Here is a 13,286-nt window from a genome sequence, read left to right on the forward strand (position 1 = left end):
CGCGCCTCGCCCGGTCGGGTGACGCGGGTGTCGGGCGACGGCGGCGGGAGGCCAGACTGGGGCGATGGACGAGGAGGAACCGCTGGCGTCGTGGGCGGCCAGGCGGGCGCAACGGCTACGGCCGGTCGGGCAGTTGCGGGCCGTACGACTCACGGGCGGGCGACAGCGGGGCGCCCATGTGACGCCGGGTGAACCGAGGCTGATCGTGCGCTGGGACGGCTACCAGTGGCTGCCGGAGACGGTGGCCGAGGACTACGCCACCGCCCAGCGGATCCTGTACGGGATCGAGGGTGCGGGAGCGCCGCGGCCCGGGCGTCAGGCCCGGCGGCCGAGGAAGGCGCCTGGGCGCCACCGCAAGCCCTGACGCCCGCGCGGGCGAGTCCACGCACAACGGGCCCTGAGCCGCGCCCGGGCCACGAACCGCAGCCGGGCCACGGGCCGCGCCCGGACCACGACGGGCCCCGGTCGCGGCCGAACCCGGGGAGCGAGCGGCTCCCGGGAAACGCGTGGGGCCCGGCAACGCGTGGGGCCCGGCAACGCGCAGGGCCCGGCGCCACCCGGCGCCGGACCCCGACAGCCCCTGCCCGAAGGTCAGTTGTGGGCGTGCAGGTCGGCGTTCAGACCGCCCCAGGAGCCGGAGCGGGCGATGACCTCGACCGCGCCGCTCTGCGAGTTGCGGCGGAACAGCAGGTTGTCCTGGCCGGACAGCTCGACCGCCTTGGCCACCGTGCCGTCCGGGGTGGTGACCCGGGTGCCGGCGGTCACGTACAGGCCGGCCTCGACCACGCAGTCGCTGCCGAGCGAGATGCCGATGCCCGCGTTGGCGCCGAGCAGGCAGCGCTCACCGACCGAGACGACCTGCTTGCCGCCACCGGACAGGGTGCCCATGATCGAGGCGCCGCCGCCGATGTCGCTGTGGTCGCCGACGACGACGCCCGCGCTGATCCGGCCCTCGACCATGGAGGTGCCCAGCGTGCCGGCGTTGAAGTTGACGAAGCCCTCGTGCATCACGGTGGTGCCGGCGGCCAGGTGCGCGCCGAGCCGGACGCGGTCGGCGTGGGCGATGCGCACACCGGTCGGGGCGACGTAGTCGGTCATCCGCGGGAACTTGTCGATCCCGTACACGGCCAGCTGGCCGCCCTGGGCGCGCACGGCCAGGCGGGCCTGCTCGACCTTGTCCACCGGGACGGGGCCGATGCTGGTCCAGGCGACGTTGGCCAGCAGGCCGAAAATGCCGTCCAGGTTCTGGCCGTGCGGCTTGACCAGCCGGTGGCTCAGCAGGTGCAGGCGCAGGTACACGTCGTGCGTGTCGAGCGGCTTCTCGTCCAGCGAGGCGATGGTGGTGCGCACGGCGACCACCTCGACGCCGCGGCGCGCGTCGGCGCGCAGCGCCTCGGCCGCGCCGGCACCGAGCTCGGCCTCGGCCTGCTCGGCGGTCAGCCGGACGGTGCCGGCCGGGCCGGGCTCGGCGGCAAGCGCGGGGGCGGGGAACCAGGTGTCGAGGACGGTGCCGTCGGCGGCGATGGTGGCCAGGCCGGCGGCCACGGCGCCGGTTGCCGCGGAGGTGGATTCGAGCGAGGTGGATTCAGCAGTCACACCGTGCACGTTAACCAATGCGGGGCCCCGGTGCCGAACACGCCCACCGGGCGGACGCGCTGGTCGGCGGCTCACGGGGCGGGAAAACCCGGTGCTCGGCGCTCCGGTGCTGGGCAATACTTCAGCGGGTGTTCATGTCGATCTCCACCACCGGCAGCGCCGAGGCCCCGGCTACGGACCTCGGGTTCCTGCTGCACAAGCACCCCGGCAAGGTCCAGCGATTCACCACGTCGCACGGTGAGGCCCACGTCTTCTACCCCGAGGCGGGGGACGAGCTCTGCACGGCGGCACTGCTGCTGGACATCGACCCGATCGCACTGGTCCGCAAGGGCCGGGGCGACGGCAGGGGGCGCGGCGGCTCACCCGACTTCGCGCTCTCCCAGTACGTCAACGACCGCCCGTACGCCGCGTCCTCGCTGCTCGCGGTGGCGCTGCGGACGGTGTTCCGGTCCGCCATGAAGGGTGCCTGCCCGGCCCGCCCCGAACTGCCGGGGCGGGTCCGCCCGCTGCGGATCGAGCTGCCCGCCGTACCCGCGAACGGCGCGGGCGAGGGCGGTGGCCCGGCCCTGGTGGCCCGGCTGTTCGAGCCGCTGGGCTGGCGGGTCGAGGCGACGGCGATCGCGCTGGACGAGTCCTTCCCCGAGTGGGGCGAGTCCCGCCACGTGCGGATCGCGCTCTCCTCCGACACGGTCCGGCTCGCCGACGCGCTCCAGCAGCTGTACGTGCTGCTGCCGGTGTTGGACGGTGCCAAGCACTACTGGGTCGCCCCGGACGAGGTGGACAAGCTGCTCGCGGCCGGCCAGGGCTGGCTGGCGGCCCATCCGGAGCGCGCCCTGATCACCCGCCGCTACCTGGCCCGGCGCTGGTCGCTGACCAGGGCCGCGATGGAGCGACTGGAGCTGGCCCGGCTGGCGGAGGCCGACGACCGCGAGGTCGAGGAGATCGACAACGCGGTCGACGACCGGCCCGAGGACGAGGCGCGGGAACAGCCGGAGCCCAGGCAGCCCTCGCTCGCCGAGCAGCGCCGCGCCGCGATCCTCACCGCGCTGCGCGAGACCGGCGCCGCCCGCGTCGCCGATCTCGGCTGCGGCCAGGGCGAGTTGATCGGCGAGCTGCTCAAGGACGCCCGGTTCACCGGGATCCTCGGCGTGGACGTCTCCACCAGGGCGCTGCGGGTGGCGAGTCGTAAGCTGGGCCTGGAGCGGTTGTCGGAGCGTCAGGCGGCCCGGGTGTCGCTGGTGCAGGGAGCGCTCACCTACACCGACGCCCGGCTCAAGGGCTTCGACGCGGCGGTGCTGTGCGAGGTGATCGAGCACCTGGACCTGCCGCGGCTGCCCGCGCTGGAGTACGCGGTGTTCGGCGCCGCCCGGCCGAGGACGGTCGTGGTCACCACGCCGAACGCCGAGTACAACGTCCGCTGGGACAGCCTGCCGGCAGGCGCCGTCCGGCACGCCGACCACCGCTTCGAGTGGTCCCGGGACGAGTTCCGCGCCTGGACCGGGAAGGTCGCCGCCGCGTACGGCTACACCGTGGAGCTGCGCCCGGTCGGTCCACAGGACGAGGAGGTCGGCGCCCCGACCCAGCTGGCCCTGTTCACCATGCCCACCATGCCCACCACGTCCACCCCGACCACGGCACCCACCCCGGCCACGGCACCCACCACGCCCACCCCGACCACGACGCCCGAAGGAGGCGAGCCCCGATGACCGATGACACGACCGACACCCCCGAGACCCCCGGCGAGAGCCGGGACCAGGACCGTGCGGAGAGCGCCACCCCCCGCCGTCTCCCCGTCACCGACGTCTCCCTCGTCGTCCTGATCGGTACCAGCGGCGCGGGCAAGTCGACCTTCGCCCGCCGCCACTTCCTGCCCACCCAGGTGGTCTCCTCCGACTTCTGCCGGGGCCTGGTCGCCGACGACGAGAACGACCAGTCCGCCTCCGTCGAGGCCTTCGACGTCCTGCACTACATCGTCGGCAAGCGCCTGGCGGCCGGCCGGCTGACCGTCGTGGACGCCACCAACGTGCAGCCCGAGGCCCGCCGGCAGCTGGTCGCGATCGCCCGCGAGCACGACGTGCTGCCGATCGCGATCGTCCTGGACGTCCCGCCGGGGGTGTGCGCCGAGCGTAACCGCTCCCGCCCGGACCGTCAGCTGCCGGCCCACGTGATCCCCCGCCAGCACCGGGAACTGCGCCGCTCCCTCCGGGGCCTGGAACGCGAGGGCTTCCGCAAGGTGCACGTCCTGCGCGGCGAGGCCGAGGTCGCGGCCGCCGAGATCGGGCTGGAGAAGCGCTACAACGACCTGCGCCACCTCACCGGCCCGTTCGACCTCGTCGGCGACATCCACGGCTGCCGCTCCGAGCTGGAGACCCTGCTGACCCGGCTCGGCTACACGCTCGCCCGGGACGCCGAGGGCCGCCCGGTGGACGCCGCGCACCCCGCGGGCCGAACCGCCGTCTTCGTCGGCGACCTGGTCGACCGCGGCCCCGACACCCCGGGCGTGCTGCGCCTGGTGATGGGCATGGTGGCGGCCGGCCACGCGCTCTGCGTGCCGGGCAACCACGAGAACAAGCTGGGCCGGGCGATGGACGGCAAGAAGGTCAACGTCGCCTACGGCCTCCAGGAGTCGCTGGACCAGCTGGCGGGGGAGACCGAGGAGTTCCGGGCCGAGGTCCGCGCGTTCATGCGCGGCCTGGTCAGCCACTACCTGCTGGACGGCGGTGCCCTGGTGGTCTGCCACGCCGGCCTGCCGGAGAGGTACCACGGCCGCAACTCCGGCCGGGTCCGCTCGCACGCGCTGTACGGGGACACCACCGGCGAGACCGACGAGTACGGCCTGCCGGTGCGCTACCCGTGGGCGGAGGAGTACCGGGGCCGGGCGCTGGTGGTCTACGGCCACACCCCGGTGCCGGCCGCGAGCTTCGTCAACAACACCGTCTGCCTGGACACCGGCTGCGTCTTCGGCGGCAGCCTGACCGCGCTGCGCTACCCGGAGCGCGAGCTGGTGAGCGTCGAGGCGGAGCGCGAGTGGTACGCCCCGGTGCGTCCGCTGGTCACCGACGCGCCGGGCGCCCGCGAGGGCCGTCCGCTGGACCTCGCCGACGTGGCCGGGCGCCGGATCGTCGAGACCGGGCTGCACGGGCGGGTGGCTGTTCGGGAGGAGAACGCGGCCGCGGCGCTGGAGGTGATGAGCCGCTTCGCGCTGGACCCGCGGCTGCTCGCCTACCTGCCCCCGACCATGGCGCCGAGCGCCACCTCCCGCCGGGACGGCTACCTGGAGCACCCGGAGGAGGCCTTCCTCGGCTACCGGGCCGACGGGGTGCGGCACCTGGTCTGCGAGGAGAAGCACATGGGCTCGCGCGCGGTGCTGCTGGTCGCCCGGGAGGAGGCCGCGCTGGAGCGCCGCTTCGGTGTGGCCGGCCCCGGTGCGATCTGGACCCGGACCGGCCGCGCCTTCCTCGCCGACGAGGAGCTGACCGGCGCCGTGCTCGGCAGGGTCAGGGAGGCCGCCGAGCGCGCCGGGCTGTTCGAGGAGCTGGCCACCGACTGGCTGCTGCTGGATGCCGAGCTGATGCCCTGGTCGCTGAAGGCGGTGGAACTGCTGCGCCGCCAGTACGCGGCGGTCGGCGCGGCGGCGGGCGCCGTCCTGCCGGAAGTGCTGTCCGCGCTGGAGCGGGCGGCCGGGCGGGGCCTGGACCTCGCCCACCTGACCGCCCGCCAGCGGCAGCGCGCGGCCGACGCGCAGGCTTTCACCGAGGCGTACCGGCGTTACTGCTGGCCGACGGAGGGCCTGTCGGGCATCCGGCTCGCACCGTTCCAGCTGCTCGCGGCCGAGGGGGTGAACCTGGCGGTGCGCCCGCACGACGAGCACCTGGCCTGGATCGACCGCCTGGTGGCCGCCGACGCGACCGGCACCGCCGACGGCACGGAGCACCCGGAGTACCCGGAACACCCGCAGCACCCGCAGCACCGGAAGGAGCCGGTGCTGCACCGCACCCGCCGGATCCTGGTGGACACCGAGGACGAGGCCTCGATGGCCGCCGCCACCGCCTGGTGGGAGGAGCTGACCGCGGCGGGCGGCGAGGGCATGGTGGTCAAGCCGCTGGCCTCGCTGGTGCGTACGGTGCGCGGCGAGGGCCGGCCGGGCGGCCTGGTGCAGCCCGGGGTGAAGGTGCGCGGCCGGGAGTACCTGCGGATCATCTACGGCCCGGACTACACCGAGCACCTCGACCGGCTGCGCCTGCGCGCGCTGGGCCACAAGCGCTCGCTGGCGCTGCGCGAGTACGCGCTGGGTCTGGAGGCGCTGGACCGGCTGGCGGCGGGGGAGCCGCTGTGGCGGGTGCACGAGCCGGTCTTCGCGGTGCTCGCATTGGAGTCGGAGCCGGTCGATCCGCGGCTGTGAGCGCGGTGCCGGAAGGCGGGGAGCCCTTCGCGGGCTCCCCGCAGGCTGTCCGCAGGCTCTTCGTGGGCTTCCCCGGAACCCCCTCCTGAGTCCTGTCCCGGCCTGGCCTCTGTATAGAAATTCCGAGTATCGTATAGACTTGCCGCTTCCTTCAGTCCCGTCACCCCAGGAGCCCGGCATGGCCTTCAACCTCCGGAACAGGCACTTCCTCAAGGAGCTCGACTTCACGCCCCAGGAGTTCCGCTTCCTGGTGGACCTCGCCGCCACGCTCAAGGCGGCGAAGTACGCGGGCACCGAGCAGCCCAGACTGCGCGGCAAGAACATCGCGCTGATCTTCGAGAAGACCTCCACCCGCACCCGCTGCGCCTTCGAGGTCGCGGCCCACGACCAGGGCGCCACCACCACCTACCTGGACCCGACGGGCTCCCAGATCGGCCACAAGGAGTCCATCAAGGACTCCGCCCGGGTGCTCGGCCGGATGTTCGACGGCATCGAGTACCGCGGCCACGGCCAGGAGATCGTCGAGGAACTGGCCGAGTACGCCGGCGTCCCGGTCTGGAACGGCCTGACCGACGAGTGGCACCCCACCCAGATGCTGGCCGACGTGCTCACCGTCACCGAGCACACGCCCAAGCCGCTTTCCGAGGTCGCCCTCGCCTACCTCGGCGACGCCCGCTCCAACATGGGCAACTCGCTGCTGGTCACCGGCGCCATGCTCGGCATGGACATCCGGATCGTCGCCCCGCGCGCGCTCTGGCCGACCGAGGAGGTGCAGAAGTCGGCGCGGGACCTGGCCGAGACGACCGGGGCCAGGATCACCCTCACCGAGGACGTGGCCGAGGGCGTCGCCGGCGCCGACTTCCTCTACACCGACGTCTGGGTCTCGATGGGCGAGCCCAAGGAGGTCTGGGCCGAGCGGATCGAGCTGCTCAAGCCGTACCAGGTCTCCATGGACACCGTCCGGGCCACCGGCAACCCGGACGTGAAGTTCCTGCACTGCCTGCCCGCCTTCCACGACCTCGGCACGGTGGTCGGGCGGCAGATGCACGAGGCGACCGGCATGAGCGAGCTGGAGTGCACCGACGAACTGTTCGAGTCGGCGCACTCCATCGTGTTCGACCAGGCCGAGAACCGGCTGCACACCATCAAGGCGGTGCTGGTCGCCACCCTCGGCTCCTGACTACTGATTACTGACGCCTGACGCCTGACACCGGGCCTCCGATTCCTGACCGAGGGGCGAGGACTCCCCGGGCTCGACCAGCTCCCGGGCCAACGGGCTCCCGGGCCCGAACGGCTCCCGGGCCACGGGCGGCTCCGCGCGGCGGCGCCGGCCTCAGCCGTCCAGCCTGACGCAGGCCGCCCGGTCACCCGCCGCGTGCCGGCCGGCCGGGGTGCCCGCGTGCAGCACCAGCGAGCGCGCCTCGCCCGGCCGCGGCTGCCAGGCCACCGCGGTGGCGGCGCTGCCCGCGCCCTGCCGGTCGGTGCGCAGCACCAGCCGCAGCTCGTTGCCCTCGTTGGCGTACACCGGGTCGGTGGACGGCCGCACCGGGTCGACCACGTTCTGGTAGTGCGGGCCGGAGGAGGCCGGGTCGACCCCGCAGTCGCCGGTGTGGAGGTGCGCCGGGAACTCGTGGTCGGGGGCGAGCCCCGAGACCGTCAGGGTCAGTACCGTCCGCCCGGGCAGCGAGCGGTCGGTGACGATCCGGGCGTGCGAGCCGTACGGCACCAGGTCGCTCGCGTAGCTGATCGCGGCGGGCGGGACGAAGGCGGTGGCCGGGTCGAAGGCGGCCTCGGTGACGGAGACCGGCGAGGCGGCGGGGGCGAGCAGGGCCAGCGGCAGCAGGGCGGCGGCGAGCGGAGCGGTCATCGGGGCGGGGCCTTCCGGGGGCGGGGCGACGGTCGCCCTGCTAACGCGGCCGGGGCTCCCAGGACACCCCCGGCCCCTCCCTCGCCGGCGACGCCCTCAGTCCGCGTCCCGCCGGATCCCCCGGATCTCGCAGCGCGGCCCGCTGGCCCGCATCAGCCGAAGGTCGGCGGTGACCAGCGGCACCCCGTACCGCTCGGCGACCGCGACGTACGCGGCGTCGTCCGGGGTCAGGTTGTCCTTGAGCTCCCAGATCCGGCCGAGCAGCGGCGCCACCTCGACCTTGCGGATCGTCACCGCCGCGAGTTCCCCGGTGAGTTCGGCGACCCGCTCGGCGGTCAGCTCCTTGGCCAGGTAGAGCCCGCGCAGCGACTGCATCACCTCGACGACGACGTGCTCGGGCGCCACCCACTCGCCGCCGGAGGCGAGTTCCGCGCGGGCCCTGACCCCGCGCGGGCCCTGGTCGGCGAGCGCCAGCACCAGCGCGGATGCGTCCACCACGATCATCAGTCGGCCCCTGCCCGTTCCCGCACGTCAACTCACCGGCCACGGTACCGGGGCGGCCCTCGTCCGGCGGAGCCGGGCTCGGGGGTGCCCGGGGCGGACGGGATGTTCCCGGTCGCACCCCGTCGTGGCGGGCTCCGCCCGCCGCGAATGGTCGGACGCCCGGGCCCGGCGGCCACGTTGCGGCCGGGGGACGGGTGGCGCTCAGATCCCGATCAGCAGCCCGGCCAGCAGGGAGGCGGCGTTGGCGGTGCCGGCGGCGAGCCAGGGCAGCGGGTCGCGCGGGCGCAGCCCGGCGAGCGGGCACAGCAGCAGCGCCTCGGTCGCGCAGACCGCCCCCTCGCCGAGCACGAAGCCCGTCCAGTACGCTGCCGCCGGTCCGTCGGTCCAGTGCCGCAGGGTCCACCAGAGCAGTGGGTGCGTCACCAGGTTGACCAGGACGGCGGCCACGGCCGCCCGGCCGGGACGGGCCCGCCCCACCCGTACCAGGGCGGCGGTGTAGACGGGCGTCTCGGTCAGCAGGGTGAGGGCGAGGGCCACCGGGTAGCGCACGGCGGGGATCGTGCCATGGAAAGGGGGGGACATGGCGACGACGAGCACGGGCGCATCCACGACGGCACCCGCCCCCGCGGCTCCATCCACGACGGCACCCGCCTCCACGGCCCCATCCACGACGGCACCCGCCCCCGCGGCCCCATCCACGACGGCACCCGCCCCCGCGGCCCCATCCACGACGGCACCCGCCCCCGCGGCCCCACCCGCCCCCGCGGCCCCATCCACGACGGCACCCGCCCCCGCGGCCCCACCCGCCCCCGCGGCCCCACCCGCCCCCGCGGCCCCATCCACGACGGCACCCGCCCCCGCGGCCCCACCCGCCCCCGCGGCCACCGCCTGGCCCGCACCCGGCCCGGCCGCCCGGCTGGGCGCCGCGCCGTTCGCGGGCTTCGCCCTGTCGGCCGTCCTCGCCCTGGCGCTGGCCCTGCGGGCGCCGACCGGCCTGGCGGTGCTGGGTCTGGCCGCCTTCGGCCTGCTGCACAACGTGCTGGAGCTGCGCTACGTGGCCGGCCGTTTCGCGGCCGTCCTGGCCGGCCCGCTGCTGCGGCTGCTGCTGGTCCTGGTGACCGGCATCGTGCTGTGCCGCCTGCTGCCACCCTCCCGGGTCGCCCAGTCGGCGGAGATCCTGCTGGCGTACGGCCTGCTGGCGGCGGCCTGCCGGTACGGGCTGCGCGGCCGCCGGCGGCTGTCGGCGGTGGGCGCGGTGCTGCTGGCGGCGGCGGGGGCGGCCTCGCTGGCCTTCCCCGGATACCACTTCGTGGTGCTGGCGCACCTGCACAACGTGGTGCCGCTGCTGTTCCTGGCCGAGTGGTCGCGCCGGCTGGCGCGGGGCCGTGCGGCGTTCCTGGCGCTGCAGTCGGCCTGGGTGCTGCTGGTTCCGGCGCTGTTGTTGAGCGGTCTGCTGGACGGCCCGCTGACGCAGCGCCCCGGCGGCTGGACGGACCGGCTGGCCGCCGCCTACACCCCGCCCGGCTGGCTGACGCCGCAGGTGGGGCTGCGTTTCCTGGCGGTGTTCGCGTTCCTGCAGACGATGCACTACGTGGTCTGGGTCTGGTTCCTGCCCCGCTACGCGCCGGAGGCGGCGGAGCGCTTCGACGCCCGGGTGCCGGGGCTGCGCGGGGTGCGGGCCTGGGGGCTGGGTGCGGGAGCGGGTGTGCTGCTGGCCCTGTTGTTCGCCGTGGATTACGCCCAGGGCCGGTCGGTGTACGCGGCGTTGGCGAGTTACCACGCGTACCTGGAGTTCCCGGTGCTGTTGATGCTGGTTCTGGGCCTGGGAGCGAACCGGGCGCGAACGGAGGACGAAGAGTGACGACGACCCTGCTGGCCGACATCGCCCCCTCGCCGACCGGCGGATCCGGTGGTGAGCTTGTGGTGGTGCTGCTGATGGCGGCCGCCGTCGTGGCGGGTGCGGTCTGGCTGATCAGGCTGGAGCGCAAGCGGCGCGGCCCGGACGACCGGTGAGTCACGGCATGCACTATGGTTTATCTCGACATCGAGATAACTGCCCCTTACGATATATCTCGACATCAAGATACTTGCCGAGAGGCGCTCGCCGGCGATGCGGGCAAGGTAGGCCTAAGTAAGGCTGACCTTACCACCGTGTGACGGCCGGATATCGCACGAAGCACCCAGAAGGAGTCAGTCGTGTCCGCGAACAGCTTCGACGCCCGCAGCTCGCTGCAGGTGGGCGACGAGTCGTACGAGATCTTCAAGCTCTCCGCCGTCGAGGGTTCCGAGCGGCTGCCGTACAGCCTCAAGGTGCTGCTGGAGAACCTGCTCCGCACGGAGGACGGCGCGAACATCACCGCCGACCACATCCGCGCCCTCGGCAACTGGGACGAGAACGCCCAGCCGAGCCAGGAGATCCAGTTCACCCCGGCCCGCGTGATCATGCAGGACTTCACCGGCGTGCCGTGCGTGGTCGACCTCGCCACCATGCGTGAGGCCGTCAAGGAGCTGGGCGGCGACCCGGCGAAGATCAACCCGCTGGCCCCGGCCGAGCTGGTCATCGACCACTCGGTCATCGCCGACAAGTTCGGCACCAAGGACGCGTTCACCCAGAACGTCGAGATCGAGTACGGCCGCAACAAGGAGCGCTACCAGTTCCTGCGCTGGGGCCAGACCGCCTTCGACGAGTTCAAGGTCGTCCCGCCGGGCACCGGCATCGTCCACCAGGTGAACATCGAGCACCTGGCCCGCACCGTCATGGTCCGCAACGGCCAGGCCTACCCGGACACCTGCGTCGGCACCGACTCGCACACCACCATGGTCAACGGCCTGGGCGTGCTGGGCTGGGGCGTCGGCGGCATCGAGGCCGAGGCCGCCATGCTCGGCCAGCCGGTCTCCATGCTGATCCCGCGCGTCGTCGGCTTCAAGCTGACCGGCGAGCTGCCGGCCGGCACCACCGCCACCGACCTGGTGCTCACCATCACCGAGATGCTGCGCAAGCACGGTGTGGTCGGCAAGTTCGTCGAGTTCTACGGCGACGGCATCGGCTCCATCCCGCTGGCCAACCGCGCCACCATCGGCAACATGTCGCCGGAGTTCGGCTCGACCTGCGCGATCTTCCCGATCGACGCCGAGACCATCAACTACCTGAAGCTCACCGGCCGTGACGCGCAGCAGCTCGCCCTGGTCGAGGCGTACGCCAAGGAGCAGGGTCTCTGGCACAACCCGGCGCACGAGCCGGTCTACTCCGAGTACCTGGAGCTGGACGTCTCCACCGTCGTCCCGTCGATCTCCGGCCCGAAGCGCCCGCAGGACCGCGTGATCCTGGCCGAGGCCGCCGAGAGGTTCGCCGAGGCGCTGCCGACCTACTCCGCCGAGGCCTCGAAGCCGACCGCCGTCACCGCCCCCGACGGCTCGGCCTACGAGATCGACAACGGCGCGGTCGTGATCGCCTCGATCACCTCCTGCACCAACACCTCCAACCCCTCCGTCATGCTGGGCGCCGCCCTGCTGGCGAAGAAGGCCGTGGAGAAGGGCCTGCGCGTCAAGCCCTGGGTCAAGACCACCCTGGCGCCCGGCTCCAAGGTCGTCATGGACTACTACGAGAAGGCCGGCCTGCTCCCGTACATGGAGAAGCTGGGCTTCAACCTGGTCGGCTACGGCTGCGTCACCTGCATCGGCAACTCGGGCCCGCTGCCCGAGGAGGTCTCGGCCGCCGTCAACGAGTCCGACCTCGCGGTCGTCTCGGTGCTCTCCGGCAACCGCAACTTCGAGGGCCGGATCAACCCCGACGTCAAGATGAACTACCTGGCCTCCCCGCCGCTGGTGGTCGCCTACGCCCTCGCCGGCAACATGAACGTCGACATCACCAAGGACGCCCTGGGCCAGGACGCCGACGGCAACGACGTCTTCCTCGCCGACATCTGGCCGTCGGAGCAGGAGGTCGCCGACGTCGTCGCCGGCTCCATCGACGAGGCCATGTTCGACAAGGGCTACCAGGACGTCTTCGCCGGTGACCACCGCTGGCAGTCGCTCCCGGTCCCGACCGGCAACACCTTCGAGTGGGACGCCGAGTCCACCTACGTCCGCAAGCCCCCGTACTTCGAGGGCATGGCCAAGACCCCGAGCCCGGTGACCGACATCGCCGGCGCCCGTGTCCTGGCCAAGCTGGGCGACTCGGTCACCACCGACCACATCTCCCCGGCCGGCAACATCAAGCCGGGCACCCCGGCGGCGCAGTACCTGACCGCCAACGGTGTCGAGAAGCGCGACTTCAACTCCTACGGTTCCCGTCGTGGCAACCACGAGGTGATGATCCGCGGCACCTTCGCCAACATCCGCCTGCGCAACCAGATCGCGCCGGGCACCGAGGGCGGCTACACCCGCGACTTCACCCAGGCCGACGCGCCGGTGTCGTTCATCTACGACGCCTCGCAGAACTACCAGGCCGCCGGCATCCCGCTGGTCGTCCTGGCCGGCAAGGAGTACGGCTCCGGCTCGTCCCGCGACTGGGCCGCCAAGGGCACCGCGCTGCTGGGCGTCAAGGCCGTCATCGCCGAGTCGTACGAGCGCATCCACCGCTCGAACCTGATCGGCATGGGCGTCCTGCCGCTGCAGTTCCCGGAGGGCGAGAACGCCGAGTCCCTCGGCCTGACCGGCGAGGAGACCTTCTCCATCACCGGCGTGACCGAGCTCAACGAGGGCCGCACCCCGAAGACCGTCAAGGTCAAGGCCGGTGACAAGGAGTTCGACGCGGTCGTCCGCATCGACACCCCCGGTGAGGCGGACTACTACCGCAACGGCGGCATCCTGCAGTACGTGCTGCGCTCGCTGATCGGCTGAGTCCCGGCACAGGCCTGAGAGGGGCCGGACCGCACTTCGCGGTCCGGCCCCTCTCCGCTTCTGCATGCCGCGCCG

General features: G+C 73.2%; 11 protein-coding genes. 7 read left to right on the plus strand and 4 right to left on the minus strand.

Features of this window, described 5'->3' with window-relative positions:
- Positions 1-64: 64 nt before the first annotated feature.
- Positions 65-364, plus strand: coding sequence for a DUF6087 family protein (locus ACIQ87_RS31085; protein WP_392884343.1), 300 nt, complete (start codon positions 65-67; stop codon positions 362-364).
- 227 nt (positions 365-591) lie between these two features.
- Here ACIQ87_RS31085 and dapD read toward each other — a convergent pair whose 3' ends face one another.
- Complete coding sequence (dapD, locus tag ACIQ87_RS31090; RefSeq protein WP_392924388.1) at positions 592-1,596, minus strand: 2,3,4,5-tetrahydropyridine-2,6-dicarboxylate N-succinyltransferase; 1,005 nt, start codon at positions 1,594-1,596, stop codon at positions 592-594.
- Between the two features lie 128 nt (positions 1,597-1,724).
- Here dapD and ACIQ87_RS31095 point away from each other — a divergent pair, with 128 nt between their 5' ends.
- The 3 genes from ACIQ87_RS31095 (at position 1,725) to argF (ending at position 7,178) form a co-directional block, all read left to right on the plus strand.
- Positions 1,725-3,302 carry a 3' terminal RNA ribose 2'-O-methyltransferase Hen1 gene (locus ACIQ87_RS31095; protein ID WP_402413159.1) on the plus strand — a complete coding sequence of 526 codons (1,578 nt, stop codon included), beginning with the start codon at positions 1,725-1,727 and terminating at the stop codon, positions 3,300-3,302.
- Complete coding sequence (locus ACIQ87_RS31100) at positions 3,299-5,998, plus strand: polynucleotide kinase-phosphatase (protein ID WP_402413162.1); 2,700 nt, start codon at positions 3,299-3,301, stop codon at positions 5,996-5,998. The genes ACIQ87_RS31095 and ACIQ87_RS31100 overlap by 4 nt, the downstream gene beginning before the upstream one ends.
- 178 nt (positions 5,999-6,176) lie before the next feature.
- A complete protein-coding gene (gene argF / locus ACIQ87_RS31105; RefSeq protein ID WP_402413165.1) occupies positions 6,177-7,178 on the plus strand; it encodes an ornithine carbamoyltransferase in 1,002 nt (333 codons plus the stop codon).
- 153 nt (positions 7,179-7,331) lie between these two features.
- On the opposite strand, the gene ACIQ87_RS31110 is transcribed toward argF, so the two are convergent.
- The 3 genes from ACIQ87_RS31110 to ACIQ87_RS31120 form a co-directional block, all read right to left on the minus strand.
- A complete protein-coding gene (locus tag ACIQ87_RS31110; protein ID WP_402413168.1) occupies positions 7,332-7,865 on the minus strand; it encodes a superoxide dismutase family protein in 534 nt (177 codons plus the stop codon).
- A gap of 96 nt (positions 7,866-7,961) precedes the next feature.
- A complete protein-coding gene (locus ACIQ87_RS31115) occupies positions 7,962-8,369 on the minus strand; it encodes a type II toxin-antitoxin system VapC family toxin (RefSeq protein ID WP_402413171.1) in 408 nt (135 codons plus the stop codon).
- Between the two features lie 201 nt (positions 8,370-8,570).
- Positions 8,571-8,918 carry a hypothetical protein gene (locus ACIQ87_RS31120; protein WP_402413174.1) on the minus strand — a complete coding sequence of 116 codons (348 nt, stop codon included), beginning with the start codon at positions 8,916-8,918 and terminating at the stop codon, positions 8,571-8,573.
- Between the two features lie 451 nt (positions 8,919-9,369).
- Here ACIQ87_RS31120 and ACIQ87_RS31125 point away from each other — a divergent pair, with 451 nt between their 5' ends.
- The 3 genes from ACIQ87_RS31125 to acnA all read left to right on the plus strand — a co-directional run bounded on the left by ACIQ87_RS31125 (position 9,370) and on the right by acnA (position 13,211).
- Positions 9,370-10,230, plus strand: coding sequence for a hypothetical protein (locus ACIQ87_RS31125; RefSeq protein WP_402413176.1), 861 nt, complete (start codon positions 9,370-9,372; stop codon positions 10,228-10,230).
- Positions 10,227-10,382, plus strand: a complete 156-nt coding sequence (locus tag ACIQ87_RS31130) for a hypothetical protein (protein ID WP_392884332.1) — start codon at positions 10,227-10,229, stop codon at positions 10,380-10,382. The genes ACIQ87_RS31125 and ACIQ87_RS31130 overlap by 4 nt, the downstream gene beginning before the upstream one ends.
- Before the next feature lie 183 nt (positions 10,383-10,565).
- Entirely contained in the window at positions 10,566-13,211 is a 2,646-nt protein-coding gene (gene acnA / locus ACIQ87_RS31135) for an aconitate hydratase AcnA (RefSeq protein WP_402413180.1), read from the plus strand.
- Positions 13,212-13,286: the final 75 nt, after the last annotated feature.

Origin of the sequence: Kitasatospora sp. NPDC096204, from assembly GCF_044763205.1 — a bacterium.
GTDB lineage: Bacteria > Actinomycetota > Actinomycetes > Streptomycetales > Streptomycetaceae > Kitasatospora.